At 68.1% G+C, this 25992-nt stretch carries 23 protein-coding genes and 1 pseudogene; 13 read left to right on the top strand and 11 right to left on the bottom strand.

The window, feature by feature from the left end; genetic code table 11:
• The first annotated feature begins 87 nt into the window (after positions 1 to 87).
• Positions 88 to 1551, top strand: coding sequence for a SulP family inorganic anion transporter (locus tag CA951_RS12320; RefSeq protein WP_087557109.1), 1464 nt, complete (start codon positions 88 to 90; stop codon positions 1549 to 1551).
• Here CA951_RS12320 and CA951_RS12325 read toward each other — a convergent pair.
• Entirely contained in the window at positions 1548 to 2318 is a 771-nt protein-coding gene (locus CA951_RS12325; RefSeq protein WP_087557110.1) for a deoxyribonuclease IV, read from the bottom strand. The two genes, CA951_RS12320 and CA951_RS12325, sit on opposite strands and share 4 nt — an antisense overlap.
• 199 nt (positions 2319 to 2517) lie before the next feature.
• Here CA951_RS12325 and CA951_RS12330 point away from each other — a divergent pair, with 199 nt between their 5' ends.
• Both CA951_RS12330 and CA951_RS12335 read left to right on the top strand, forming a co-directional pair.
• Positions 2518 to 2766, top strand: a complete 249-nt coding sequence (locus tag CA951_RS12330; RefSeq protein WP_087557111.1) for a helix-turn-helix transcriptional regulator — start codon at positions 2518 to 2520, stop codon at positions 2764 to 2766.
• Entirely contained in the window at positions 2766 to 4001 is a 1236-nt protein-coding gene (locus CA951_RS12335; protein WP_087557112.1) for a type II toxin-antitoxin system HipA family toxin, read from the top strand. Before CA951_RS12330 ends, CA951_RS12335 begins: the two co-directional genes overlap by 1 nt.
• 6 nt (positions 4002 to 4007) lie before the next feature.
• Here the strand turns inward: CA951_RS12335 and CA951_RS43415 are convergent, their stop codons facing one another.
• Entirely contained in the window at positions 4008 to 4661 is a 654-nt protein-coding gene (locus tag CA951_RS43415; protein WP_179220178.1) for a hypothetical protein, read from the bottom strand.
• A 96-nt stretch (positions 4662 to 4757) separates the two neighbouring features.
• Here CA951_RS43415 and CA951_RS12345 point away from each other — a divergent pair, with 96 nt between their 5' ends.
• Complete coding sequence (locus CA951_RS12345; protein WP_087557113.1) at positions 4758 to 5933, top strand: hypothetical protein; 1176 nt, start codon at positions 4758 to 4760, stop codon at positions 5931 to 5933.
• A 23-nt stretch (positions 5934 to 5956) separates the two neighbouring features.
• Here the strand turns inward: CA951_RS12345 and CA951_RS12350 are convergent, their stop codons facing one another.
• A complete protein-coding gene (locus tag CA951_RS12350) occupies positions 5957 to 7279 on the bottom strand; it encodes an HNH endonuclease signature motif containing protein (RefSeq protein WP_087557114.1) in 1323 nt (440 codons plus the stop codon).
• 126 nt (positions 7280 to 7405) lie between these two features.
• On the opposite strand from CA951_RS12350, the gene CA951_RS12355 reads away from it, so the two are divergent.
• The gene (locus tag CA951_RS12355; RefSeq protein WP_179220179.1) at positions 7406 to 8017 is read left to right on the top strand and encodes a maleylpyruvate isomerase family mycothiol-dependent enzyme; all 612 of its coding nucleotides are present in this window, start codon (positions 7406 to 7408) and stop codon (positions 8015 to 8017) included.
• Between the two features lie 6 nt (positions 8018 to 8023).
• Here CA951_RS12355 and CA951_RS44130 read toward each other — a convergent pair.
• From CA951_RS44130 to CA951_RS12375, 4 genes and pseudogenes are all read right to left on the bottom strand, one after another.
• Positions 8024 to 8358, bottom strand: a pseudogene (locus CA951_RS44130) (hypothetical protein); the annotation flags it as partial.
• A complete protein-coding gene (locus CA951_RS12365) occupies positions 8349 to 9161 on the bottom strand; it encodes an SDR family oxidoreductase (RefSeq protein ID WP_087557116.1) in 813 nt (270 codons plus the stop codon). The gene CA951_RS12365 and the pseudogene CA951_RS44130, both read right to left, overlap by 10 nt.
• A 45-nt stretch (positions 9162 to 9206) precedes the next feature.
• Positions 9207 to 9998, bottom strand: a complete 792-nt coding sequence (locus CA951_RS12370; protein ID WP_087557117.1) for an SDR family NAD(P)-dependent oxidoreductase — start codon at positions 9996 to 9998, stop codon at positions 9207 to 9209.
• A 34-nt stretch (positions 9999 to 10032) separates the two neighbouring features.
• Positions 10033 to 10809 carry an SDR family oxidoreductase gene (locus CA951_RS12375; protein WP_087557118.1) on the bottom strand — a complete coding sequence of 259 codons (777 nt, stop codon included), beginning with the start codon at positions 10807 to 10809 and terminating at the stop codon, positions 10033 to 10035.
• Positions 10810 to 11033: 224 nt separating this feature from the next.
• On the opposite strand from CA951_RS12375, the gene CA951_RS12380 reads away from it, so the two are divergent.
• On the top strand, positions 11034 to 11951 hold the full coding sequence (locus tag CA951_RS12380) for a tyrosine-protein phosphatase (protein WP_087557119.1): 918 nt from the start codon (positions 11034 to 11036) through the stop codon (positions 11949 to 11951).
• A gap of 2 nt (positions 11952 to 11953) precedes the next feature.
• On the opposite strand, the gene CA951_RS12385 is transcribed toward CA951_RS12380, so the two are convergent.
• The gene (locus CA951_RS12385; RefSeq protein WP_087557120.1) at positions 11954 to 12901 is read right to left on the bottom strand and encodes an aldo/keto reductase; all 948 of its coding nucleotides are present in this window, start codon (positions 12899 to 12901) and stop codon (positions 11954 to 11956) included.
• Positions 12902 to 13127: 226 nt separating this feature from the next.
• Here CA951_RS12385 and CA951_RS12390 point away from each other — a divergent pair, with 226 nt between their 5' ends.
• The 5 genes from CA951_RS12390 (at position 13128) to CA951_RS12410 (ending at position 20205) form a co-directional block, all read left to right on the top strand.
• Positions 13128 to 14630, top strand: coding sequence for an aldehyde dehydrogenase family protein (locus CA951_RS12390; RefSeq protein ID WP_087557121.1), 1503 nt, complete (start codon positions 13128 to 13130; stop codon positions 14628 to 14630).
• 27 nt (positions 14631 to 14657) lie between these two features.
• Positions 14658 to 16217 carry an APC family permease gene (locus CA951_RS12395; protein ID WP_087557122.1) on the top strand — a complete coding sequence of 520 codons (1560 nt, stop codon included), beginning with the start codon at positions 14658 to 14660 and terminating at the stop codon, positions 16215 to 16217.
• Positions 16214 to 17770, top strand: a complete 1557-nt coding sequence (locus tag CA951_RS12400) for a GMC family oxidoreductase (protein WP_087557123.1) — start codon at positions 16214 to 16216, stop codon at positions 17768 to 17770. Before CA951_RS12395 ends, CA951_RS12400 begins: the two co-directional genes overlap by 4 nt.
• 92 nt (positions 17771 to 17862) lie before the next feature.
• Positions 17863 to 19044 carry a thiolase family protein gene (locus CA951_RS12405; RefSeq protein ID WP_087557124.1) on the top strand — a complete coding sequence of 394 codons (1182 nt, stop codon included), beginning with the start codon at positions 17863 to 17865 and terminating at the stop codon, positions 19042 to 19044.
• Between the two features lie 15 nt (positions 19045 to 19059).
• A complete protein-coding gene (locus CA951_RS12410) occupies positions 19060 to 20205 on the top strand; it encodes an acyl-CoA dehydrogenase family protein (RefSeq protein WP_087557125.1) in 1146 nt (381 codons plus the stop codon).
• On the opposite strand, the gene CA951_RS12415 is transcribed toward CA951_RS12410, so the two are convergent.
• Positions 20186 to 21667, bottom strand: a complete 1482-nt coding sequence (locus tag CA951_RS12415; RefSeq protein ID WP_087557126.1) for an NAD(P)/FAD-dependent oxidoreductase — start codon at positions 21665 to 21667, stop codon at positions 20186 to 20188. The two genes, CA951_RS12410 and CA951_RS12415, sit on opposite strands and share 20 nt — an antisense overlap.
• The gene (locus CA951_RS12420) at positions 21664 to 22599 is read right to left on the bottom strand and encodes a patatin-like phospholipase family protein (RefSeq protein ID WP_087557127.1); all 936 of its coding nucleotides are present in this window, start codon (positions 22597 to 22599) and stop codon (positions 21664 to 21666) included. The genes CA951_RS12415 and CA951_RS12420 overlap by 4 nt, the downstream gene beginning before the upstream one ends.
• 83 nt (positions 22600 to 22682) lie before the next feature.
• Here CA951_RS12420 and CA951_RS12425 point away from each other — a divergent pair, with 83 nt between their 5' ends.
• Both CA951_RS12425 and CA951_RS12430 read left to right on the top strand, forming a co-directional pair.
• On the top strand, positions 22683 to 23306 hold the full coding sequence (locus tag CA951_RS12425; protein ID WP_087557128.1) for a TetR/AcrR family transcriptional regulator: 624 nt from the start codon (positions 22683 to 22685) through the stop codon (positions 23304 to 23306).
• 51 nt (positions 23307 to 23357) lie between these two features.
• A complete protein-coding gene (locus CA951_RS12430; RefSeq protein ID WP_256973524.1) occupies positions 23358 to 24935 on the top strand; it encodes an FMN-binding glutamate synthase family protein in 1578 nt (525 codons plus the stop codon).
• A 20-nt stretch (positions 24936 to 24955) separates the two neighbouring features.
• On the opposite strand, the gene CA951_RS12435 is transcribed toward CA951_RS12430, so the two are convergent.
• Positions 24956 to 25978, bottom strand: coding sequence for a magnesium transporter CorA family protein (locus CA951_RS12435; protein WP_087557130.1), 1023 nt, complete (start codon positions 25976 to 25978; stop codon positions 24956 to 24958).
• Positions 25979 to 25992: the final 14 nt, after the last annotated feature.

Genomic DNA, 25992 nt, shown 5'->3' on the forward strand with positions numbered 1-25992 from the left:
TCTGTCGGCGGATCAGCTAACCGTACTGGTCGAACGCTTCCCGGATAGGATCTTCGGGTCCCCATCAGGAAGAAGGATTGTCTCGCCGTGTCCTCTCTCGCTCTCCGACGGCCGGTGTGGCTGCATCCGACAGTGTTTCGTATCGAGTCGTTGTCCGCGCTCGTCGTGGCGATGGCCCTCATCCCGGAGGCGTTGTCTTTCTCCATCATCGTGGGTGTCGATCCGCGGGTGGGCTTGTTCACCGCCGCGATCATGGCGATGACCATCGCGTTCACCGGCGGCCGTCCCGCGATGATCTCCGCGGCCACCGGTTCGGTGTCGCTGGTGCTGGCCCCGCTCATGGCGTCGCACGGATTGCAGTACCTCATTGCGGCGGTGTTCCTCGGCGGTGCGATGCAGATCGTCCTCGCCGTCCTCGGGGTGGCGCGGCTCACGCGGTTCCTGCCGCGCAGCGTGATGGTCGGATTCTGCAATGCGCTGGGAATCCTCATTTTCGTGCACCAGTTCCCGTATCTGACGAACGTGCCGTGGGCGGTGTACGCGCTCCTCGCGGCCGGTCTGGCTCTGCTCGTGTGGATTCCCCGGCTGACCACGGCGGTGCCCGCGCCGCTACTCGTGATCGTCGGGCTCACCGCGTTCACCGTCCTCGCCGGTGTCGCGGTGCCCACCGTCGGCGATCAGGGCGAACTGCCCGACGGCCTGCCGACTCTCATCGGGCTGCCGGACGTACCGCTCACGGTCGACACCCTGCGCATCATCGCGCCGTTCGCGCTGGCGATGGCCGTCGTCGGGCTCCTCGAATCGTTGATGAGCGCCAAACTCGTGGACTCGGTCACCGACACGCATTCGGACAAGACGCGTGAGTCGTGGGGGCAGGGCGTCGCGAACATCGTGACCGGACTCTTCGGCGGCATGGGCGGGTGCGCGCTGATCGGGCAGACCATCATCAACGTCAAGACCGGTGGGGCCCGAACCCGGTTGTCGACGTTCCTGTCGGGTGCGTTTCTGCTGATTCTCGTAGTCGGTCTCGGCGACGTGGTGGGAACCATTCCGATGGCGGCGCTCGTCGCCGTGATGGTGCTCGTGGCCGCCACGACCTTCGACTGGCACAGCGTCCGCACGCTCCGGCGGATGCCACTGAGCGAGACCCTGGTGATGCTCAGCACCGTCGCGGGCACCCTCGCGACGGACAATCTCGCGATCGGTGTGGGTGTCGGTGTGCTCGTCGCGATGGTGCTGTTCGCGCGCCGGGTGGCCCACATGGTGGACGTGCGCGGCGAACTCGACGGTGACGTGAAGACGTACCGGGTGAGCGGTCAGCTGTTCTTCGCCTCGTCCAACGATCTCGTGTTCTCGTTCGACTACGCGGACGACCCCGGCCGCGTGGTCATCGATCTGTCGGGCGCCACCATCTGGGACGCCTCCACCGTGGCCGCGCTCGACGGCATCACCACGAAGTACGCGACCCGCGGCACCGACGTCACCGTGGAGGGCCTGAATCCGGTCAGCGAGGAGCGGTACCGCAGGCTGACCGGCAGGCTGGGCGACTAACCGACGGTCTCCCGCAGATACGCGAGGTCGTCGGCCAGCCCATCCTCCGGCGTCTCGAGGACGACGGGTGCGCCGGCGGTCCGCACGACCTCGGCGAGCAGTTCGGGGTCGATGGTTCCCTCGGCGAGGTTGGCGTGCCGGTCGCGGGCCGAATCGAACTCGTCGCGGGAGTTGTTGAGGTGCACCAGGTCGATGCGGCCCGTGATGGCCTTGATGCGTTCGACGACCCCCACCAGATCCTCGCCGCCCGCCCAGGCGTGACAGGTGTCGAGGCAGAAGCCGGCGCCGAAATCGCCGACCTCCTGCCACAGTCGGTCGATGGCGTCGAAGTGCCGCGCCATCGCGAAGTCGCCGCCGGCCGTGTTCTCGATGAGGATGGGGACGGGGAATCCGCCCTTGTCGGCCTGGCGTTCGAACAGTTTGCGCCAGTTGACGATCCCCGCGTTGACATCCTCGCCGTCGCGGACGTGTCCGCCGTGGACTACCAGCCCGAACGCGCCGATGTCGGCGGCGGCCTGGGCCTGCTGCGCGACGGCGTTGCGGGACGGCATCCGGAGCCGGTTGTTGAGGCTGGCCACGTTGATCACGTACGACGAGTGCACGACGACGTCGATGGGGCTGTCGCGGATCTCGTCGGTCCGCGGATGCGCCGGGGGCTTCTCCCATTTCTGCGGGTCCGTGAGGAACATCTGAATGACGTCGGCGCCGAGCCGTTCGCCGTATCCGATCGGATCCTCGTCCTGGCGGACGTGTGCTCCTATGCGCATGTAACCAGGGTAGGGGGTGGGTGCCGCAACCATGCCTGTGCTTGCGATCGCAGGCGTAAAGGCGGGTGCGCCCGTGTTTTCATCGTCTTCGGCCTCTAAGCCTGCGTTCGCAGTCATAGGCATGGACTTCGGCGCAGAATCGGCGCACACTGGCGTTAAGCATCCGTCCACAAGCTTTGATCTGATCCAGGAGGCTGCCATGGCTACCCCACGCCGCCGCGAGCGAACCGACACCGGCGGGATCTCCGACGGATTCGTGGCACGGCGACACCAACTCGGACTGACCCAGGCGGAACTGGCCGACCTGGCCGGGGTGTCGAGATCGAGTGTGCAGTCGATCGAATCGGGCCGGGGGACCGTCCAACTGGATCTCGTCGACGCCGTCGCGGACGCCATGGGATGCCGTCTGGCGCTGCTCACACGTTCGGGAGTCGAGGTGGAGGCCTGATGGTCGAGAACCTCAGCGGCGTCGACCGGGCCGACGTCTACAAGGGTGACCGCCTCGCGGGCAGCCTCGTGCGGGAGGGCGGGGACGTCGTCTTCCGTTACGACCCCGCCTACCTGCAGGACCCCGGCGCCCCGCAGGTCGCGTGGACGATCCCCACCTCGTCGACCGAGGTGCGTGCCAGCGGGGGTAGCGTCCCGCCGTTCTTCGCGGGTCTCCTCCCCGAGGGGATCCGGCTGCGGGGCGCGGTCGCGGCCACCAAGACATCCGAGGACGATCACCTCACGATCCTGATGGCGGTCGGAGCCGACACGATCGGCGACGTGCGCGTCCTGCCCACAGGGGTGCCGCCGCCCGAGACCGCACCCGTGTTCGACCCCGACGCGATCGAGCGTCAGGACCTGCGGGCGCTGTTCGAGCACATGTCGGGGCACGAGGCCGTGAAACTGGACCCCACCTCGCTGCCCGGGGTGCAGGCGAAGGTGTCGGCCCAGATGTACTCGACACCGATCGCGACCGAGAAGGGCCCCGCCATTCTCAAACTCTCACCACCGCAGGGATACCCGCAGTTGGTCGAGAACGAGCACTTCTTCATGGGACTCGCCGCGCAGTGCGGATTGCCCGTCGCCGACCACCAACTGGTGCACGACGGCAAAGGCAACGCCGGCCTGCTCGTCGCGCGTTTCGACCGTCGAGTCGATGCGTCCGGCCGTGTCATCCGCACACCCCAGGAGGATGCGTGCCAGGTGATGGGGATGTTCCCCGCCGCCAAGTACCGGCTGAAGACCGAGAACGTGATCACCGCACTCGCAGGCGTGTGCGAGCGCGGCGGCGGATCGGCGCGCGTCGCCACCCTGGAACTGCTTCGGCTGGTGGCCTATTCGTACGCGATCGGCAACGGCGACCTGCACGGCAAGAACTTCTCCGTGCAGCTCGCAGAATCGGGGTTGTGGAGCGTCACACCCGCCTACGACCTGCTCTGCACCCAGCCGTACCTCGGGTGGCGCGACCCAATGGCCCTCGACTTCTACGGCAAGGCGAACAAACTCAACCGCAGGCACTTCGTCGAATGCGGGGGCCGGCTCGGTGTTCCCGAACGCGCGGTCACCAGAATGCTCGACGGCGTCCGCAAGGGCATCGGGCGTGGCATCGGGGAGATCGAGTCGATCGGCTTCACCACGAAGGAGAACACGCTGCTGCGCACACTGATGGAACGGCGCTCGGACGAACTGGGCTGAGCCGGCTCACCACACCCGGAACGCGCTGTCCGAGAGCGTGAATCCGTGACCGGCCTCGCTGCGGCACGACACCCCGGCGGCCTCGTCGACGACGCACGTCAGGTCGTTCACCTGCAAAGGCAGTCCATACGACAGCGCGGGGGCGGCCGATCCGTCGAGGGGGTAGAACCGCGGGTCGCCGGCACTGGCGAACTGACCCGGGCGGCCGCCGGTGACCTCGATCGCGTTGGGCGTGACCGCGGTGCCGGACGCGCCGGCGCCCGGGACCTTCGGCGCCGACGCCGGCATCGGGCCGTGACAGCCGGCAGTCGGGAGGTCGCCGCCCGTCAGGATCGCACAGTGGAACTTGGTGCTCGGCGTGGTGAAGTAGTAACTCCCCGCCGCGGTGCCTGCGAACGCCTGCGGGTCGGCCGGGGCCGGGGTGCTGGTCGTGGTGGTGGCGGTCGCGGTTGCGCTCGTAGACGTGGTGGTGCTGCTGCTGCTCGTCGTGGACCTCGGGGCGGTCGTGGTGGTGGTCTTCGGGGCGCTCGTCACCGCAGATGTGGTCGCGGGCCCTGCGACGGCGCCGGTCTCGGGGGAGCCGTCCACGGAGCGGGCGCAACCGGCCACCACCACCACTGCCGCCGCGAACAGAAGTACCGCACGCACCGTGTCAGTCATGGGGGAGAGCTTAGAACCGCACCCGTCCCGAGCGGTCGCGGCGCGTCCGACGAAATTCTGGGACAGTGGGTGGTCAGCGAACTGCCAGGAGGTCCGATGTCGGAAAGCGCCCAGTACGAAGAGCGTCGTGCCCGCATCTCCTTCCAGGTCCGCGACTGGTGTGAACGGTCCACGATCGCGGGCACCCACGCCCCGCTGTCGGACGCCGCCGCCGTGCTGATCGCCGCCGGGCATCTCGATGCTCCCACCCGGGAGGTACTCACCAACCGGCGTCGCGCGGGGCGCACCATCCCGTCGATCGGCGGCTTCGGGGCGCTGCGCCTGGTGACGGACGAATACAACCAGGTCGCGCGGCGCACCGGCAGCCTGCGCCCCGGTCCGGCGCAACTGCTGTTCAAGTACCGTGCCACCGAACTGGGCCGCAAACTGCAGTCGTATCGGTCCGCGGTGGTGATGTCGCCTGCGCACTACGGCAACGGTGTCCGGGCCATGCGGCGGGATCGGCGCGAAGGCGTGCACCTGGATCTCGAACAACGTGAGGCACTGTTCCGGGCGCTGCAATGCACACCGGCGCCGATCGCGGGCACCGCTCTCGAACGTGCAGGCAACTATGCCCGCGGCGCCGCAGCGGAACGCATCGGCCAGGCGGCCGGGAACACCCCGATGGCCGCGGTCGGAAAACGCGTCGCCGACGCCATCGGCAAGGGCGCCGATCTCGACAACGACAGATTCGCCGACTCGTACGACACCCTCCTCTACCTGGCGGGGATGCTCTTCGACAGGATCGACGGTTCCGAAGTGTGGCACTCGGAACATTTCGCGGTCCAGCGTTACCAACTCGACCTCGCCGAAGAACTGACGCAGATCGCCGTCGACACCGTCGCACTGCGCGGAATCCGAATCGAACTCGACGAAGCGCTGCGCGCCACCCACTCCGACGGCGCCCGTAGGCAGATCGAGGCCCGGCAGAACGCGCTGAAACCGGTGTGGGATCAACTGGTCGACCGCGTCGCCGCACTCGCGCGCATCGGCGACCTGCTGTCCCGGGCCGAGGTGCAACTGCGGTCCGTGCTGGCAGTCAACCGGGCGATGAGCCTCGACAGCCGCATCGACGAACTCATCGCACGCTCCGGCGACCGCGAACTGTCGGCGGAGAACACCCACAACGTCGGCGACCAGTTCGGCGGCGTGGAGGAGTTGATGCTCACGTACCAGTCGGCCCTGCACGGAGACATCGCCGAACTCACTTCCTGGTCGGGGGGACGGGCATGACCGAAGGGGTCACCCCCACCACCTCATGACGCTCGGAGGTGTGCGATAAGGAGCGCTTCGATTTCCGACCTCCGTGCCGCGGACGGCAGGCGTGGGGCCGCGGATCGGTAGTGGTGACCGGTCGGGGTGCCGAGGTCGAAGAGATGCGTGCGGCCGTGCCGCCTGACGGGGCGGGCGGTCCAGCCGTCGCCTTCCTTCGCGTAGTTGCAGGCNGCGCACAAACCGGCCCCGTTGTGCGCGGTGGTGGCGCCCTTGTTGCGGCGGGAGAGGATGTGGTCGTGATGGCGGATCGGCGCATCACACCACGGGGTGCGGCACGTCCGATCGCGCAGGTCGATCAACGTCCGCAAGCCTTTCGGGAACGCCCGCGACTGCGATTCCATCGCCGTCAACGCCCCCGACAACGGGCACGAGTACACGTTTCGTAAGGTCACCGCGGTATCACCATCGAGGGCATTCGCCACCAGTTGCCGGGCGATCCCCGCCGGCACCGGACCGAACCCCGCCACATCCGCCGCCTCGTTCTCCCCTGCCAACAAGGCCTCGTCGGAGATCACCAGATTCACCGCCACCGGCACCCCCGACGCCACCGAGGCTCCGGTGCCGCGGTCGAACAACAAATCCGCCATCACCTGATTCCGGGTGCGGCCACCGCTCTCGCCGGTGGCGATNAGACTGTCGGCGTCCCGCCCGAGCGTCGCCCGTAGGCACACCGCTTGCTCCATCGGCAGCAGCACACTCAGATACGCCATCGAATCCGGNGCCGGCCGCGTCGTCACCCGNCGCTCGGAGACGGCCTTGCGGTACCGGGCCACCACCGCGGCGGCGTCGAGTTCCACCGCCAGGGCCTTCGCCTTCGCGACCAACCCGCGGTCGCCGACGCCGTCGAGAATGTCCGGGTCCGAGCACAACCGATGGTCGACGACCTTCCGATCCGCCGCCGACAGGCAGGCTGTTTCCCGCACCAGCAGGGTGGCACGCCATTCGTTCAACCGACCCGACCGCAGCAACGCCAACGTGTGCGGCATCTCGTGGACCACCGCCTGCGCGAACCCCAGATGCCGGCCACCGCGGTTCGGGGATTCCCTGCGCGCCAACGCGATTTGTGAGGCGATGCCGCGATCCCACTCCGCCCGCGGCAACCGACGGGCCTTCCGGTCCTCCCGCATGCAGGTGGCGACGTCATCGGTCACGACCGCCTGTACCGCACACCCCACCGACTTCAAGGATTCGACCGCGTCGAGCCACTCGATCCCCAACCCCGCATCGCCACACGCCTCGACGCACCGCAACCGCGTCGTGAACGCCCGCAACTCCTCCAGGTCCGGTGCCACTACTTCCCCCATGACCAACCTCCCCCAAGGTCATTCGAATATATGTTCGACTCTACCAATCATGTTCGACTGGCGCAATACTCGGCGGTTTCGGTCTACGGTGATCGTGGAGAACACATCCGATGGGAGCTGACTGCGATGACCGATGATGCCGTCCTGCAGCGTGCGGTTGCGACCGAGTTCTCGGACCTGGCCGATCTCCTCGACGGGATCTCGGATGCGGAATGGGACACGCCTTCGCTGTGCGAGGGCTGGCGGATTCGTGAAGTGGTCGCACATGTCACGATGGCGGCGCGGTACTCCGAGGAGCGGTTCATGACCCGTCTGCGTGAGTGCGAGTTCGATTTCACCCGGCTGTCCAACGAGATCGCCCGTAGTGACGCCGAATTGGCAACGGCAGATCTCGTCGCCGACCTGCGCTCGGACACCATGCGCGGGTGGACTCCGCCGGGCGGCGGCTATCACGGAGCGCTCAACCATGTGGTGATCCACGGCCTCGACGTCACGGTGCCGCTGGGGGTGCCGCGCCGTGTACCCGAGGCGACGATCCGCATCGTCCTCAACGACCTCACGGCCGGCGGTGGACACTCGAATTTCGGCGTCGACATCGAGGGCCGCAGGTTGCGGGCCACGGACCTCGGCTGGTCGTACGGGTCGGGTGCCGAATTGAGCGGAGCAGGCGAGGATCTCGCACTCACGATCTGTGGCCGGACGCTTCCGGCTGGACGGGTCGAGGGCGACCCGTTGTAATCGGTCTCAGCTGCCCGGAACGAAACCCGGGTAGACGAAGTGCCCGGGACCTCCGCCCAGGAGCGAGGCGCCGAGCGACCCGGGGAAGTCCAGCGACAGCTTGACGAGCTTGTGGGGTTGCCCGTTCCGGTCGGCCTGCCAGCAATCGAGCAGCAGCCGTGGAACCCGGTGCAGACGATGCGGTTGGTGATTCCGAACGGCGAGGTGAGCCGGTTCGCGCTGACGAACGGATTCCAGTAGTCGAGATCGGTCGGAGTGAGGAAGTTCTGGTGCTCGAACGGCGCGAGCGGACTGGGCTCGGTGGGTATCGGCGGAAACCGACGGGCGGCGCCTACGTCCGCAAACCGGGATGACGGCTGGCCAGGACGGGAACGAGGAACCTGTTCGGCGCGAGGCGCGCGAAGACGGACGCCGCCCGGTTCGCGAAACCGGGGATGGCGACCATCTGTCCCTTGTCGAGCCCGTCGATGCCGGTCTTGGCCACGGATTCGGGGCTTTCCCACATGAAGCTGGGCAGCGCGGCCTCCGCGTCCTCCTTCGCGAAACCGGCCGTCTCGCCGAATCCGGTGTCGACGGGTCCGGGGCAGAGTGCGGTCGCGGTGACCCCCGTGCCTTTCAGTTCGCCGGTCAGGCTTTCGGTGTAGGAGAGGACGAATGCCTTGCAGGCGCCGTACCCCGCCTGCCCGGGCAGCGGCTGGAACGCCCCGGTGGACGCGACGTTGAGGATCGCGCCGCGACGCCGCTGCACCATGCCCGGCAGTGCGCGGCTGCACAGGTCGGCGACGGCCGTCACGTCGACCTCGATCATGTTCATCTCGGCCTCCGGATCGGACGCGGCCACCGGGCCGAGCGTGGACAGGCCGGCGTTGTTCACGAGGATGTCCAGGGTCAGTCCGAGTTCGCCGACCCGGTCGAGCAGGGTCGCCCGGGCCGAGCGGTCGGAGAGATCGGCGCCCAGCACGTGCGCCCGGCCGCCCGCGGCCCGCAGTTCGGTGGCCAGTTCCTCCAACTTCTCGGCCCGGCGGGCGACGAGCACCACCTGATGCCCGCGGCGGCTGAGTTCACGGCTGAGGGCCGTACCGATCCCGGACGACGCTCCGGTGACGAGCGCGGTGCGATCGGCGGCAGGAGTGGGGAGGCTCATGCGTCCAACCTACGTGCCGTCGTCGCCGGCGCAAGGGTTCTCCGTTCAGGCGTGGGTGCCGCCGTCGATGCGGATCTCGGTTCCGGTGACGAACGCGCCGTCGTCGGAGGCGAGCATGGCGACGACTCCCGCGACCTGTTCGGGTCCGCCCATGGCCGCGCCGCCCGATTCCAGGGTGGTGGGGAGGATAGGGGACAGCTTGGCGAACAGGCCCCAATCGGCATCGGACGGAACGTATCCGGACGTGGCGTCGGTGATTCCGGTCTTGATGCTGCCGGGGGCGACACCGACGGCACGCAGACCCTGCTTGCCGTATTCGAGTGCCAGCGCGTGGGTGAACGACTGGATGCCGCCCTTGCTCGCGGCGTACGCCGCCATGTACGGATGCGCGAACGCGGCGGACGTCGAACTGAAGTTCACAACCACGCTGCGCTCGTTGCACAGCAGTGCCGGCAGGCACTCGCGAACCATGAGGAACGTGCCGGTGAGGTTGATCCCGATCACCTGATTCCACAGGTCCAAGGGCGTTTCGTGGGTGTGCGAGGCGCGCAGGATGCCCGCGGCGTTCACGAGCACGTCCAGTCCGCCCAGGTTCTCGACGCTGCGGCTCACGCCGTCGACGACGGACGTCTCGTCGCCGATGTCGATGGCGGCGACGCTGAGGCGGACCGCCGTGCCAGCCGCTTCGGCGAGTTCCGTGGTCCGCGCGAGGCCGTCCTCGGAGACGTCGGCTGCCACGACGGTGCCGCCTTCCTCGAGCAGGCGGAGGGCGGTGGCCTGGCCGATACCCGACGCCGCGCCGGTCACCAGGATCCGCCGGTTGTCGAAACGATTCATCGTCTGTGCTCCTCGTGTGGTTCCGAATTCGATGTCATTGGCCCATGACGTATTTCACGGTCGGTCCGGCGGTCCAGCCGCCGTCGACGGCCAGTTCCGCCCCCGTGACGTATGTGGACGCGTCGGACAGCAGGAATCCGACGGCGCCGGCGATCTCCTCGGGCACCCCCACCCGCGCCATGGGGGTGTTCGGGTAGTTGCCCTCGCCCTGCTGAATTCCGAGACCCGCGGTCATCGGGGTGTACGTCATGCCGGGGTGGACGGAGTTGACGCGGATCCGGTCGGCGCCCAGTTCGACGGCGGCGATCTTCGTGAGCCCGCGCACGCCCCACTTGGACGCGCCATAGCCGGCGGTCAGGGCGAGTCCCATCAGCCCGGCGGCCGAGGAGATGTTGACGATCGATCCGCCGCGGGCGGCGCGCATCGGGCCGATCACGGCCTGCAGGCCGTTGAACACGCCGGTCAGGTTGATGTCGAGGACCGTCCGGAAGTGTTCGAGCGGTTCGTGCTCGATGTACTGGCCGGTGGAGATGCCCGCATTGTTGACGAGGCCGTCGACGCGACCGAAGTCGCTCGTCGCCACGTCGACCGCGGCCTGCCACTGCTGGGGGTCGGTGACGTCGAGGTGGCAGTAGCGCGCCCGGTCGCCGAGCTGCTCGACCGTCGCGCGGCCGTCGTCGTCGAGAACGTCGCCGACGACGACGCTGCCGCCCTCGTCGACGATGCGCTGGGCGAAGGCTGCGCCGAGCCCCCGCGCCGCCCCGGTCACGATCACAACCTTCCCCGCCAGTTGTTGTGCGGTCTCGGTCATCTCAGCTCACATCCTCGTCCTCGAAAAGTCACGTTCGCCCGGCACCTCGGCTGCCGACGGCCCGAGTCTGCTGTGGGCGGCCCCTGCGGGAAACGGGTTCTCCCGGTGATCGGAACAACTCGTAGCCACGGGAAACGCCGGACCACTGTGATGTGGATTACCCGCTGACGTTCCGGACATGCCGGAGGGGCGGATCTCCCCGACAGACCATCGAAAGGGTTTCCATGTCTCGACGTGTCACTTCCACCGCCGCGGTGCTGATCACCGGCAGCGTGCTGTTCGCGGGTCTCGGCGCGCCTGCGCTAGCTTCGGCGGACCCGTTCTCGCTGCCCGGAATCAGCCTCCCGGATTTCGGTTCGTCCGATTTCGGGAGCGCGGGCCCGGTCGTCGAGACGCCGCGACTGGCGTCGGTCGACAACTTCCGCGACGTCGGAGGATCGGGCCGGGGGTATGCGACGGCTCGCGGGGGACACGTCACGCGTGGGTTGTTCTACCGTTCGAACGCGCTGGTTCCGAACGATCAGGATCTCGCCGTCCTCACCGGACTCGGGCTGACCGCGGTGTACGACGTGCGGACCGTCGAAGAGGTGGCGGCGAAGCCCGACCGGCTCCCTGCCGGACCGCGGTACCAGGGCATCCCGATTCTGTCGGGTGATCTGGGTGCCGCTGTCGCGCAGTTGAAGTCGCCCGCCGACGCCGTCGCGTTCATGCAGCAGATGAACCGCAGCTTCGTCGACGACGCGGCGACCAGGGCCGGGTTCGCGCAACTTCTGACGTCACTGGCCGACACCGACGGACCGCAGGTCTTCCACTGCACGGCGGGTAAGGACCGCACCGGCTGGGCGTCCGCGTTGCTGCTGTCCATCGCCGGGGTTCCGCAGGACACCATCTTCGACGACTATCTGCTCACCAACGAATACACTGCCGCGTCGATGAAGGTCACGTACGACCAGATCGCCGCCAGCCGCGGCGAGGCGGTGGCGAAGATCTACCAGCCGCTGCTGGGTGTGGACCGCAGCTACCTCGAGGCCGGGCTCGGCCGGCTCGCCGAGCAGTACGGCACGGTCGACCGTTACCTCACCGACGGGCTGGGTCTGAGTTCGGCGACGGTGGACCGGCTGCGGAGCAAGCTGCTGGGCTGAGGTCAGGCGCCGATCGCGTCCGAGAGGGTCGTGAGCCGGCTGATCTCGGACGCGGTCAGTGTCACGGTCGGGGCGTCGAGCAGGGCGGGAAGCTGTTCGAGGCGGCTCGCGCTCGCGATCGGCGCGGTGATGCCGGGCCGGGTCAGGAGCCACGCGAGGGCAATGGTCGAGATCTCCGCGGAGTGCGCGTCGGCGATCTCGGCGAGGGCGTCGACGACGGCGAGACCGGACTCGGAGAAGTAGCGGGTCGCCATCCGCTGGCGGGCCCGGCCCTCGAGGTCGGCCCGGGTGCGGTACTTGCCCGCGAGGAAACCCGCCGCGAGCGAGTAGTACGGGAAGACGCCCAGGCCGTTCTCGGTCGCGAGCGCGGCCACCTCGGGTTCGTAGTCGTGGCGGTGCACCAGGTTGTAGTGCGGCTGCAGCGCGATCGGGGCGGCGAAACCGTGCTCGGCCGTCAGGGACAGCCACTCGCGGATGCGCCCGGGGGAGTAGTTGGAGATGGCGACGTGCCGGACGAGTCCGTCGCGGACCAGTTTGTCGAACGCGCCGAGCGTGTCCGCGAGGGGAGTGTCGGCGTCGTCGAAGTGCGCGTAGTACACGTCGATGTAATCGGTCTGCAGCCGCTTCAGGGACGCCTCCGCCGCTGCCCGGACGTTGGCGGGGGCCAGTCCCTTGAACTCCGGGTGCTGGCTGACCTTGGTGGCGATCACGATGTGGTCCCGGTTGTGGCGGGACGCCATCCAGTTGCCGAGGACGGTCTCGGACTCGCCGCCGGAGTTGCCGTCGGCGAACGCGGAGTACGAGTCCGCCGTGTCGACGAAGTTGCCGCCGCCCGCGGCGAACGCGTCGAGGATGTCGAACGACGTCGGTTCGTCACTGGTCCAGCCGAAGGTGTTGCCACCGAGGGCCAGGGGAAAGATGTCCAGATCCGAGTTGCCGATCGCGACCACGGGTGCTCCGTTTCTAGGTGTGTCCTGTCCGGGAAAGTGCGAAGAGTTCGCCTGACGACGCTATCGCAGCCGCTAGGCGCACGCGCGTCCGGCTACCGGACACACCCTGCCCGTTCGCGGATTCCCAGGCGAATCGGACATGTGTCGGGCGAACCCCGCCCACCGCGACTCCGACGGCATACCGTGGAGGGGGTGCGTTCGTTCCGGCGAGACACGGAGTTGAGTGATGCGGGACCAGTCGATCGATGACCTTCTGAACACGGGCCTGTTCGTCGACGGGCGGTGGATCCGCTCCAGCTCCGGCGAGACCCGGGACTGCATCAATCCGGCCGACGGGTCGGTGGTCGCCACCGTCGACGAGGCCTCCCCGGACGACGCCGCCCGCGCTGTCGCCGCGGCCCGCGCCGCGTTCGACGAGGGCACCTGGCCGCACACGCCCGTCGCCGAGCGCACCGCGATCGTCGCGCGGATCGCCGATCTGCTCGAACGCGACAAGGAGTCCCTGGCCCGCATCGAGACGCTCGACACCGGAAAGACTTTGGAGGAGAGCAGGATCGACATCGACGACGTGGTGTCGGTGTTCCGGTACTACGCGCAACTCGCCGCGGTCGAGGCGGATCGTCTGGTGGACGTCGGCCGTCCCGATGTGATCAGCCGGGTGGTGCGCGAGCCGATCGGCGTGTGCGTGCTCATCGCACCGTGGAACTACCCGCTGCTGCAGATCTCGTGGAAGGTGGCGCCCGCGCTCGCGGCGGGGTGCACGATGGTCCTCAAACCGAGCGAGGTGACCCCGCTCAGCACCATCGCGTTCACCGCGCTGATCGCCGAAGCCGGGGTTCCGGCCGGGGTGGTGAACCTCGTGCAGGGCAGCGGCGCCGTCCTGGGCGCCGCACTCACGGGAACCCCCGACGTCGACTTCGTCTCCTTCACCGGCGGGCTGGCCACCGGACGCGTCATCCTCGAGACCGCCGCGAAGAACGTCACCAAGGTGGCCGTGGAACTCGGCGGCAAGAATCCGCACATCGTCTTCGCCGACGCGGACGGAGACGACTCCGTCGACCAGGTGCTCACGGGTGTGTTCCTGCACTCCGGTCAGGTGTGCTCGGCGGGAACCCGCCTGATCATCGAGGAATCCATCGCCGACCGGTTCGTCGCCGCGCTCGCCGCCCGGGCGGAGAAGATCCGGATGGGCAACGGCCTCGATCCGGCGAGCCGAACGGGCCCGCTGGTATCCGAGGCCCACCGGGAGAAGGTCGAAAAGTACGTGGAACTCGGACGCTCCGAGGGCGCCCGGCTGGTGACCGGGGGTGCCCGGCCGTCGGATCCCGCGTTGGCGAACGGGAGTTTCTACCTGCCCACCATCTTCGATCACTGTGACCGCACCATGCGCCTCGTGCAGGAGGAGACGTTCGGGCCGATCCTCACCGTCGAGCGTTTCACCACGGAAGAGGAGGCGCTGCGACTGGGCAACGACACCGAGTACGGCCTCGCCGCGGGCGTCCGGACCGCCGACAGCGCCCGGGGCGAACGCATGGTGCGCGGTCTGCGCCACGGAACGGTGTGGCTCAACGACTTCGGCTACTACACCGCGGCCGCCGAGTGGGGCGGATTCAAGATGTCGGGGAACGGGCGCGAACTCGGCCCCGCCGGTCTGGCGGAATACCAGGAGACCAAACACATCTGGCACAACACCTCGCCCACGGCGGCGGGGTGGTTCGACAACGGCTAGTCCGGCGCACGGAGAGGCGAGAGAACCATGGCTACTCGGCACGGTGCAGTGGGTGACGGAGGTGAGCCGGGGGACAGTGGGCTCGGCGAACTGGGGTACAAACAGGAATTGGACCGCAGTCTGGGCAAGTTCGCCAGTTTCGCGGCGGGAGTCAGCTACATCTCGATTCTCACCGGCACGTTCCAGTTGTTCTATTTCGGGTTCGGCACGGCGGGGCCTGCGTATCTGTGGTCCTGGCCGATGGTGTTCGTCGGGCAGATGGCCGTCGCCCTGTGCTTCATGGAACTCGCGGCCAAGTATCCCGTCGCCGGCTCGGTCTACAACTGGGCCAAGCTGCTCGGCAGCAGGATCGTGGGCTGGTCGTCGGGCTGGCTGATGCTCACCGCGTCGATCGTGACGCTCTCCGCGGTCGTGCTCGCGCTGCAACTCAACCTGCCGCGGCTGTGGAGCGGCTTCCAGATCATCGGTGACGGCAGCGGTGAGTACGACTTCGCGACCAACGCCGTCATTCTCGGCACGATCATGATCGCGTTCACCACGGCGGTCAACGCGTTCGGCGTCAAGCTGATGGCCCTCATCAACAGCACGGGTGTGTTCGTCGAACTGATCGCCGCGGTGCTGATCGCGATCATCCTCGCCGCCAATATGACCCGCGGCCCGGAGGTGTTCTTCTCCACCCACGGTTACGGCGCCGGGGAGAGCGGCGGTTATCTGAGCGTCTTCCTCGTGGCGTCCCTCGCGTCCGGGTACGTGATGTACGGCTTCGACACCGCGAGTTCGCTCGGCGAGGAAACCGTCGACCCGCGGCGGACGGCGCCGAAGGCGATCCTGCGGGCGATCCTCGCGTCCTTCGTGATCGGCGGGGCGATCCTGGTGTTCGCCGTCATGGCGGCCCCCGACCTCGACGATCCGCTGATCGGCAGCAGTGAGGGCGGACTGCAGTACATCGTCGAGCAGGTGATGTGGGGACCGCTCGGCAAGATCTTCCTGGTCTGCATCGTGATCGCGGTGACGGTGTGTTCGCTCGCGGTGCACGCCGCGGCCATCCGGCTCACGTTCGCGATGGCCCGCGACAACGCCCTGCCCTTCGGGGAGCGGCTGGCGCACGTCAACCCGAAGCATCAGACGCCGGTGGTCCCCGCCATCGTGATCGGTCTGCTCGCGGCGTTCATCCTCGTCATCAACATCGGTCAGCCGCAGATCTTCACGGTGCTGACGTCGATCGCGATCATCATGATCTACCTCGCGTACCTCATGGTCACCGGTCCGTTGCTGAAGAAACGACTGCAGGGGCAGTGGCCGCCGAAGGAACTCGCCGAGAGCGGTTACTTCACGATGGGCCGGTGGGGGCTGGCGGTGAACATCTTCGCCGTGCTGTGGGGTGTGGGAATGGCGCTCAATCTCGCGTGGCCACGCCCCGAGGTGTACGGAACCCCCTGGTACAACACGTGGGGCGCGTTCGTCTACATCGGCATCATCCTCGGGCTCGGCCTGCTCTGGTACGCGGTGAAGGGCCGCAACCACATCGGCTGCCTCGCCTCGCACGCGGCGACGACGAAGGACGAGGCGGAGAGTGAACTGCCATGACGGACACCGTGTTCGACTATGTGATCGCCGGCGGAGGAACGGCCGGATGCGTGCTCGCCGCCCGGCTCAGCGAGGACCCGTCGGTGACGGTGTGCCTCGTGGAGGCCGGGCCGTCCGACGTCGGTGACCGCAACGTCCTCGAGTTGGCGCAGTGGATGCACCTGCTGGACTCCGGATACGACTGGGACTACCCGATCGAGCCGCAGGAGCGGGGCAACAGCTTCATGCGGCACGCACGGGCGAAGGTGCTCGGCGGCTGCTCGTCGCACAACTCGTGTATCGCGTTCTGGCCACCCGCCGAGACACTCGACGACTGGGCGGCGGCCGGTGCGACGGGCTGGGGCGCGAAGGACGTGTTACCGCTCGTGGCGCGGGTGGAGAACAACGACGCCCCCGGCGAGCAGCACGGCCGCAGCGGTCCGGTGCGGCTGCGCGACGTCCCGCCGAACGACCCCTGCGGCGTCGCCCTGCTCGAGGCCGCGGCAAAGGTCGGGTTGCCGACCGTGCAGTTCAACCGCGGCACGAGCGTCCTCGACGGGGCCGGGTGGTTCCAGATCAACGCGTCCGAGGACGGCACCCGCATGTCGACGTCGCACGCCTACCTGCACCCGATTCTCGGATCCCGGCCCAACCTCGACGTGCGCACCGACTGCTGGGTCGCCGAGATCGTCATCGACGACGCGATGGCGGCGACCGGCGTGCGCTACCAGCGCCCCGACCTCACCGGGTACGACACCGTCTCGGCGCGCCGCGAGGTGATCGTCACCGCCGGGGCCATCGACACCCCGAAACTGTTGATGCTCTCGGGCGTCGGGCCCACGGTGCATTTGCGTGAGATGGGCGTGCAGGTCCGGGTGGATGCCCCCGGGGTCGGGCAGAACCTCGACGACCACGTCGAAGGTCTCGTCTTCTGGGAGGCGTCCCGGCCGATGGTCACCGAGTCGACGCAGTGGTGGGAGATCGGCCTGTTCGCCACCACCGAGGAGGGGCTGAACCATCCCGACCTGATGATGCATTACGGCAGCGTGCCGTTCGACATGAACACCCTCCGGTGGGGGTATCCCACCACGGACAACGGATTCTGCCTCACCCCGAACGTCACGCAGGGACTCTCCCGCGGAACGGTGCGGCTCCGCTCCCGCGACTTCCGGGATCGCCCGCGCGTGGACCCCCGGTATTTCACCGATCCCGACGGCCACGACGAGGCCGTGATGCTCGCCGGGTTCCGGCTGGCGCGCCGCATCGCCGAGCAGGAACCCCTCCGGGGCTGGATCACGAGGGAACTGGCTCCCGGTCCGGAGGCGGAGACCGACGACGAACTGATCGACTACGCGCACCGCACCCACAACACGGTGTATCACCCCGCCGGGACCGCCCGGATGGGTGCGGCCACCGACCCGACGGCCGTCCTCGACCCGGAGTTGCGGGTGAAGGGGGTGCGCAATCTGCGAGTGGTGGACGCGTCCGCGATGCCGAAACTGCCGTACGTCAACCCCAACATCACGGTCATGACCATGGCTGAGAAGTGCGCCGATCTGATTCGCGGGCACTGACCCGGTGACGTGCCTGAGGCCCTGCGTGAACCGCCAGGTACTTTGAAGTCCTACTATCTTCCCGTACTGGCAGAGAGACGGAAGGGCACGTCATGAATTCTCCTGAACCGATCGTCGTAGTCGACGGCGCGAGGACCCCGATCGGCAGCTTCGGGGGCGCGTTCAAGGACGTGCCCGCCCANGAACTGGGTGCGACCGCCGCGAAGGCCGCNCTGGACCGNGCCGGGGTGCCGGGCGCGGACATCGACGAGGTGGTNATGGGCTGCATCGGTCAGGTCGGGCCGGACGCCTACAACGCCCGCCGCGTGGCCCTGGCCGCGGGACTTCCCGAGAAGACCCCGGCGTACACCGTCAACCGGCTGTGCGGGTCCGGTCTGCAGGCGGTGTGGTCGGCGGCNCAGCAGATGCGCTGGGGTGGGGTGAACTTCGCCCTCGCCGGCGGCGACGAGAGCATGTCGCGGATGCCGTTCTACGATTTCTCGGCCCGCTCCGGGTACAAGCTCGGTGACCGCAAGCTGGTGGACGGCACGGTCGCGATCCTCACCGACCCGTTCGGTGGCGTCCACATGGGCCGTACCGCCGAGGCCGTCGCCCGCAAGTACGACGTGAGCNGGNAGCAGCAGGACGAGTTCGCCGTCGAATCCCAGCGCCGCGCNGCNTCNGATGCGGCGAGGGCCGCGTTCGCCGAGGAGATCACCCCCGTCGAGATCGGCGGCCGNCGACCNAAGACGGTCGACGTCGACGAGCACCCCAAGCCCGACACCACCCTCGANNCCCTCGCGAAGTTGCGGCCGGCGTTCGAGGAGGGNGGCTCGGTGACCGCCGGNAACGCGTCNGGGATCAACGACGGCGCNGCGGCGCTGGTGCTGGCCACCGAGTCCGCGGCGCGGGACAAGGGNCTGACCGGGCTGGTGACCCTCGAGGCGGTCGCGACGGCGGCGATGGATCCCGCGCTGATGGGNTACGCCCCGGTGCTGGCGTTGCAGAATTTGTTCGAGCAGACCGGGACCACCCCNGGNGACATCGANGTGATCGAGCTGAACGAGGCGTTCGCGTCGCAGGCGGTCGCGGTGATCCGGGACGCGAAGCTCAGCCCGGAGAAGACCAACCCGTACGGCGGGGCGATCGCGNTGGGTCACCCGGTCGGTGCGACGGGGGCGATCCTGAGCCTGCGCATCGCGAAGGACATGGTGCGCCGCGACCTCGAACTCGGCATCGTCACCATGTGCATCGGCGGCGGCCAGGCCCTCGCCGCCCTCTTCAAGCGCATCTAGGGCACAGGGCGGACGATGAAGAAGCACACACCTTCCTGGCACGACGACGAGGTGAAGGCCCTGTCCGAGCTCGCGGCGGGGTTCTTCGAACGCGAGGTCGTCGCGCACCACGAGAAGTGGGACGCCCAGCACCGCATCGACCGTGAGGTGTGGCTGGCGGCGGGCAAGCTCGGGTTGCTGTGCTGCTCGATCCCGGAGGAGTACGGCGGTGGCGGGGGCACGTTCGCCCACGACCTCGCCGTGTTCGAGGCCCAGGGTTACGCCGGCGACCTCGCGCTCGGCATCTCCGTGCACTCCGGCATCGTCCCGCACTACATCCTCGAGTACGGCACCGAGGAGCAGAAGCAGGCGTGGCTGCCGGGCATGGCGACCGGGGAGATCCTCGGCGCCATCGGCATGACCGAGCCCGGCGCCGGCTCGGACCTCAAGGCGATCAAGACCACCGCCATCCGGGACGGCGACGAGTACGTCATCAACGGCTCGAAGACGTTCATCACCAACGGTGCGTCGGCGGACGTGATCGTGCTGGCGGTGAAGACCGACCCGAAGGCCGGCGCCAAGGGGGTGTCCCTGGTGATCGTCGATCTGCGGGACTGTCCCGGGTTCGCCGTCGGGAGGGTTCTCGACAAGGTCGGTCAGCACGGCGCCGACACGTCGGAGTTGTCGTTCACCGATGTGCGGGTGCCGGTATCGAATCTGCTCGGCGAGGAGGGGCAGGGCTTCGGGCAGATGATGGCGCAACTGGTGCAGGAGCGGTTGATCATCGGCGCGCAGGCGTCCGGGGCGATGACCCGTGCGGTCGAGGACACCGTGGCGTACACGAAGTCGCGGCAGGCGTTCGGGCACAGTCTGTTCGAGTTCCAGAACACGGCGTTCGAGCTCGCCGAGTGTCAGACGATTGCCCGTACGTGTGCGGTGTTCCTGGACCATTGCATCGAGGCGCATCTGCGTGGTGAACTCGACCCGTCCGAGGCGGCGATGGTCAAGTACTGGCTCACCGAGCAGCAGTGCGCGGTGATCGACCGGTGTGTGCAGTTGCACGGCGGCTACGGGTACATGCGCGAGTACCTGATCGCCCGGATGTACGAGGACGCCCGCGTCCAGAAGATCTACGCGGGCGCCAACGAGGTGATGAAGGGAATTATCGCGAAGTCGCTGTAACCGGCGCAGGCTCACGCGACACGTCGTATGCGGCCTCGTCGAACCGGCCGAGTCGCTGCCGCATGCGGTCGGTCGACCACGGCCAGTTGAAGCTGTTGCGGCCGTTGACGTCGAGGAAGTAGCTCTGGCAGCCACCGGCGTTGTAGACGGTGGTGGCCAGGGCTTCCTGGACCTGGGCGTTGAATGCGTCCTGCACGTCCCGTCGCGGTTCCATCCTGGTCCACCCGTTGCTCCGGGCCTGGGTGACCGCCTGGATCAGGTAGTCGAGTTGCGCCTCGAGGATCATGAACGCCGACGTGTGTCCGGTGCCCAGGGCGGGTCCGAGGAGGACGAACGCGTTGGGGAAGCCCGCGACGGTCGTGCCGAGGTACGCCTGCGGGCTGCCCTTCCAGTGGTCGTCGAGGCTGCGGCCATCGCCGTCGAACACCTTGGACCCGATCGGCATGTCGAGGATGTGGAATCCGGTACCGAAGATGATGGCGTCCACTTCGCGTTCGGCGCCGTCGCTGCCGACGACGACGTTGCCGCGCACCGACTGCACGGCGTTGGCGTGCACCTCGACGTTGGGGCGGGTGAGCGCGGGGTAGTACGTGTTGGACAGCAGCAGTCGCTTGCAGCCGAGCGTGTAGTCGGGCGTCAACGCCTTGCGCAGCTTCGGATCCCGCACCTGGGCGCGCAGTTGCGCCTTGCCGATCTGCTGGACGACCCGCAGGATCCACGGGTGCCGGAAGCCGAGCCCGAGAGATTCCATGATCGCGTACTCGAGGCGTCGCAGCGCGCGGATCGCACCCGGTACGCGGCGCAGGATCGTGCGCTCGACGCCGGGCAGGGTGTGGTCGGGTTTCGGCAGCACCCATTGCGCGGTCCGCTGATACAGATGGAGTTCCCCGACCTTCGGCTGGATGGCCGGGACGAATTGCACTGCGGAGGCACCGGTTCCGACGACGGCCACGCGTTTGCCTGCGAGGCCGTAGTCGTGGTTCCAGCGGGAGGAATGGAAGACCTCGCCGGTGAACGTGTCGAGACCGGGGATCGCGGGAACGAGCGGTTCGTTCCACGGCCCGGCGGCGGCGATGACGGCGTTCGCGGTGAACGTGCCCGCGGACGTGTCCACCGTCCAGCGCCGTGTCTGCTCGCTCCATTCGGCGCGCTGCATCTCGGTTCCGAACTTCACGTGGGCGGGAACCCCGTGTTCGGTGGCGGTGCGCTCGATGTACCGGCGGATCTCCTCCTGCCCGGCGAACAACCGCGACCACTCCCGGTTCGGCGCGAACGAATAGGAGTACAGGGCCGAGGGGACGTCGCACGCGCAGCCCGGGTAGGTGTTGTCGCGCCAGGTCCCGCCCAGTGCGTCCCCCTTCTCGAGAACGGCGAAGTTGTCGATCCCGCTCTGCTTCAGGCGGATGGCGGCCCCGATGCCGGAGATCCCGGCACCGACGATGAGGATGTCGTAGTGGTTCATGCGCGGACTCCGTTCGCGAGCTGGGCTCGGGTGGTGACGAGGGAATGTTCGAGGGTGGCGAGCCGGCGCCGGCCGTCCATGAAGTTCGGGCCCATGACGGCGAGGTCTTCGGCGGTCGCGTCGAGCCGGATCACCCGCGTACCTGCCGCCTCCAGCCTCGCGACTTCGGCATCCAGGCCCGCACTCATCCAGTTCCGCAGCATCCGGCGTTCGACGCGGGCGGCCCCGCGGCCGGCGATGCGGCCCGTGGACGCCATCGGTGCCAGCACGATCACCTCGTCGAGTTCGAGGGGCAGCACGAGGTCGGCGGACGCCGTGGACGCCGCCCCGCCGTCGACGAACCGGCGGTCGCCGATGGGGACCGGGGGATACCAGCCTGGAATCGCCCACGACGCCCGCAGCGCTTCGGACAGGGTCGCGGCCGGTGCACCGGGTGAGCCGAATGCGACACGTTCACCCGTGTCGTAGTCCATGCTCACCAGCCACGTCGCGGGGTGGCGAACCCAGCCGGACCCGCCCGTGAACCGCTGCGCGAGCCGGTCGAGCCAGGCGGCGTCGCCGCGGCCGCGGGGCAGCAGTCCGCTCGCGGCGGTGACGGGCGGCAGTCCGCGGCGCAGCAGACCGGGTGAACCGAGGCCCGGCGCCGGGAGCGGCGGGAACCGTCCCGGCGTCGCGGCGAGATGTCCGTCGAGCGCCGGATGGGTGGCCCCGCCGAGTTGCATCGCGAGCAGTTCGTCGACGCCGGCCCCGCCGCCCAGCATGGTGACGAGTTCGGCGCCCGCGGACGTGCCCACGAGCACGTCGGCGTCGCGCGGGTCCCATCCCAGGGCGTCGCTCACGGCGACCAGGGCCGCCACCGTCCAGGCTGCGCCGAGCGTGCCGCCGCAACCGATCACCAGCCCGCGGCTGAGTTGTGTGTCACTCGAAGTCATATCTAGCAAGCTATCAGAAACCAGATACCGGCGGTATATGAAAAGTAGAATATTCTCGCAGGGGCTTCGGAGAAAGGGTGAGTATGGCGCGATTGACCAGGTCGGAGAGTCAGGCGCGGACGCGGGCGCATCTCGTCGCGACCGCACGCGACCTCTTCCTCGCCGACGGGTACGCGGCCACCTCACTCGAGAAAGTGGCCGACGAGGCCGGCTACTCCAAGGGGGCGGTGTACTCCAACTTCAAGAACAAGAAGGAACTGTGCCTCGAGGTGCTCGGGCTCATCCACGCCACCAAGGGGCAGGAGATCGCGGAGGCGCTCGGCGGCGGCGAGACGATGGAGGAGCGACTCGAGGCGTTCCAGGCCTGGGCGGAGAGGACGCTCGGCGACGTCGGATGGACCATGCTCGAATTCGAACTGATCGTGCTGTCCCGACACGACCCCGAACTCCGCGACGCCCTCACCGCCACCCTCGGTGCCGCGCGGGAGATCACGGTGACGTTGCTGCAATCGTTCACCGACTCACTGGGGGTCGCCCTGCCCGTGCCCGTGCAGGATGCGGCCGGCAGCATCCTCAGTCTCGGTGTCGGACTGGGCATTCAGCGCGCCATCGATCCCACCATCTCGGCCAGTGTGGTCACCGACAATCTCCGGGTGCTGCTGGCCGTGTCGCAGCCGGCTTCGCCTTCGGGGTCCGTGCCGGGATGAAATCGGCGCGAGGAGCCGATCTGAGTGGCGGCCCGCGCGTACGGTGAATTCATGAAGCGGTGGAACGTCCTGGCACTACCGGCCGCCGCTGCGGCCGCAGTCGCGTCGTACGACCTCATTCAGCGACGTCACGCCCTGCTCCGGAATTTTCCCGTGCTCGGGCACGGCCGGTACCTGCTGGAATCGCTCGGTCCGGAGCTCCGGCAGTACATTACGACCGGCAACGACGAGGAGCGTCCCTTCACCCGAGACCAGCGCCGGTGGGTGTATGCGTCGTCGAAGCGAGTGACCGACACGTTCGGTTTCGGAACGGACAACGACATCGAGTTCACCGACGGCTACACCATCATCAAACACCGGACGTTCTCGGAGATTCCTCCCTCGGCGGTTCCTCATGCCGACGAACACCTCGCGATCCCGTCCGCGAAGGTGCTCGGTGCCGCCCGCGGCCGGGCACACTCCTTCCGCCCGCGCTCCATCGTGAACATATCGGCCATGAGTTTCGGGGCGCTGTCGTCCGCGGCCGTGGTCGCGCTCAACCGTGGTGCCGCTGCCACCGGTTGCCTGCACAACACCGGGGAGGGGGGCATCTCCCGGTACCACCGGAACGGGGCAGATCTGATCTTCCAGATCGGGACCGTGTATTTCGGCTGCCGCGACGAGGACGGCCGGTTCGACCTGGCGAGGCTTCGGGCGCTGGTCGAGTCGGCGCCGGTGCGGGCAATCGAGATCAAACTCAGTCAGGGAGCGAAACCGGGCCTCGGGGGCCTGTTGCCGGGAGCAAAAGTGACGCCGGAGATTGCCGAGATCAGAGGTGTACCCGAGGGCCGTGACTGCATCAGCCCGTCCCGGCACACGGCCTTCCACGATGTCGACAGCATGCTCGACTGGGTGGAGCTCCTCGCCGCCGAGACGGGGCTGCCCGTCGGGATCAAGTCCGCGGTCGGCGACCCGACGTTCTGGGACCTGCTCGTCGAGGCGATGAGCAATTCTCGGCGGGGTGTCGACTTCGTGACCATCGACGGCGGCGAGGGCGGTACCGGCGCTGCGCCGCTGGTGTTCACCGACGCTGTCTCGCTGCCCTTCCGTAGTGGCTTTGCACGCGTCTACGCCAAATTCGCGGAGGCCGGTCTGGCCGACGAGATCACGTTCATCGGCTCGGGGAAGCTTGGCCTGCCCGACAACGCCGTGGCGGCGATGTCTCTCGGTTGCGATCTGATCAACGTGGCGCGTGAGCCGATGCTCGCGGTCGGGTGCATTCAGGCGCAGAAGTGCCACACCGATCGGTGCCCGACGGGTGTAGCGACCCAAAGCCCCTGGCTTGCGCACGGACTCGACGCAGACATCAAGTCGGTTCGGGCAGCGAACTACCTGCGGGCGTTACGGCGCGACGTGTTCAAGGTGGCGGAGGCGTGTGGTGTCGCGCATCCCGGGCTGATCACGGCGTCGGACGTCGAGGTCGCGGACGGCAACCGCCGCTCGATCACGCTCGCCGAACTCTACGGCTACCGGACTGGCTGGGGACTTCCCGGCGACGCCGACCGTGCCGAGATCACCCGCCTGATGACAGAGGCCGCCGCCGTAGCCGCGGGCGAAACCGGGTCACCGGGAGCGAAGACGGAACCCTGACTGCGTGCCCGTCCCGACCGCTACAGCCAGTCGCGCCGGCGGAACAGGACGAAGAGCAGGCTCGCGGACGTCACGATCACGACGGTGCTGGCGATCGTCCCCGACACCTGCCCGACCCCGGGGAACAGGACGTTCTGACCGAACCACCCCGTCACCGCGGTGGGGACAGCGATGATGGCCGCCCACCCGGTGAGCTTCTTCATCACGGTATTGAGCCGGGCGTCCTGCAGCGACAGATTCGTTTCGAACACGGTCACCACCATGTCGCGCAATGATTCCGTCCACTCGGCGGCGCGCGTCACGTGGTCGTAGAGATCGGTGTACAAGCTGTCGAGAACCGGTGACCGCTCGCGTTCGGATTCGGCGCGCCCGCGGACGACGGCTCCCACGACCTCCCGCATCGGCAGCACGACGCGACGCAGTTGCACCAGTTCCTTCCGCAACCGGTACGTGCGTTGCTGAATCTCCCTGGTCCGCGCGGACTCGTGGAACAGTCCCTCCTCGAGCGCCTCGATCGCGTCGTCGATGGTCTCGATCGTCTCGAACTGGCCGTCCACGATCGCATCGAGCAGGCCGTGCAGGAGCGCAAGCGCGCCCGAACCCGGTGTGAGCAGCGCGGGGTCCTCCTCCCAGCGCTCCACCACCTGCGACATGTCGAACCGGTCGTCCCGCCGCACCGTGATGATCCCGTTCGACAGCACGAACGCCGACACCCGGCTGAGCCGAAGCCGTGAGTCGAGGACGCCGAGCGTGACGGCATCCTCGGCGTCGAACCAGGTGGCGTACGCGGTCACGAACGCGTGGCCCGCGTAACGCGTCGCCTTCGGTCGCTCACCGCGGGCGACGGCATCCTCGATGGCGTTCGGATCGAGCGACAATTCGTTCGCCAACTCGGTCAGGCACTCGTGGTCGGGATCGCACAGGTCGACCCACACGAGCGCGTTCTCGTCCCGCACCTTCTCGGACACGTCGGCGAGCGGAAAGTCCTTGCCGACGCACTCCCCATCACGCCACACACGGGTTCGCACCAGGTTGAGGGTCACTCACCCAGTCTGCC

The sequence above is a fragment of the Rhodococcus sp. NCIMB 12038 genome (assembly GCF_002165735.1).
Lineage (GTDB): Bacteria > Actinomycetota > Actinomycetes > Mycobacteriales > Mycobacteriaceae > Rhodococcus_F.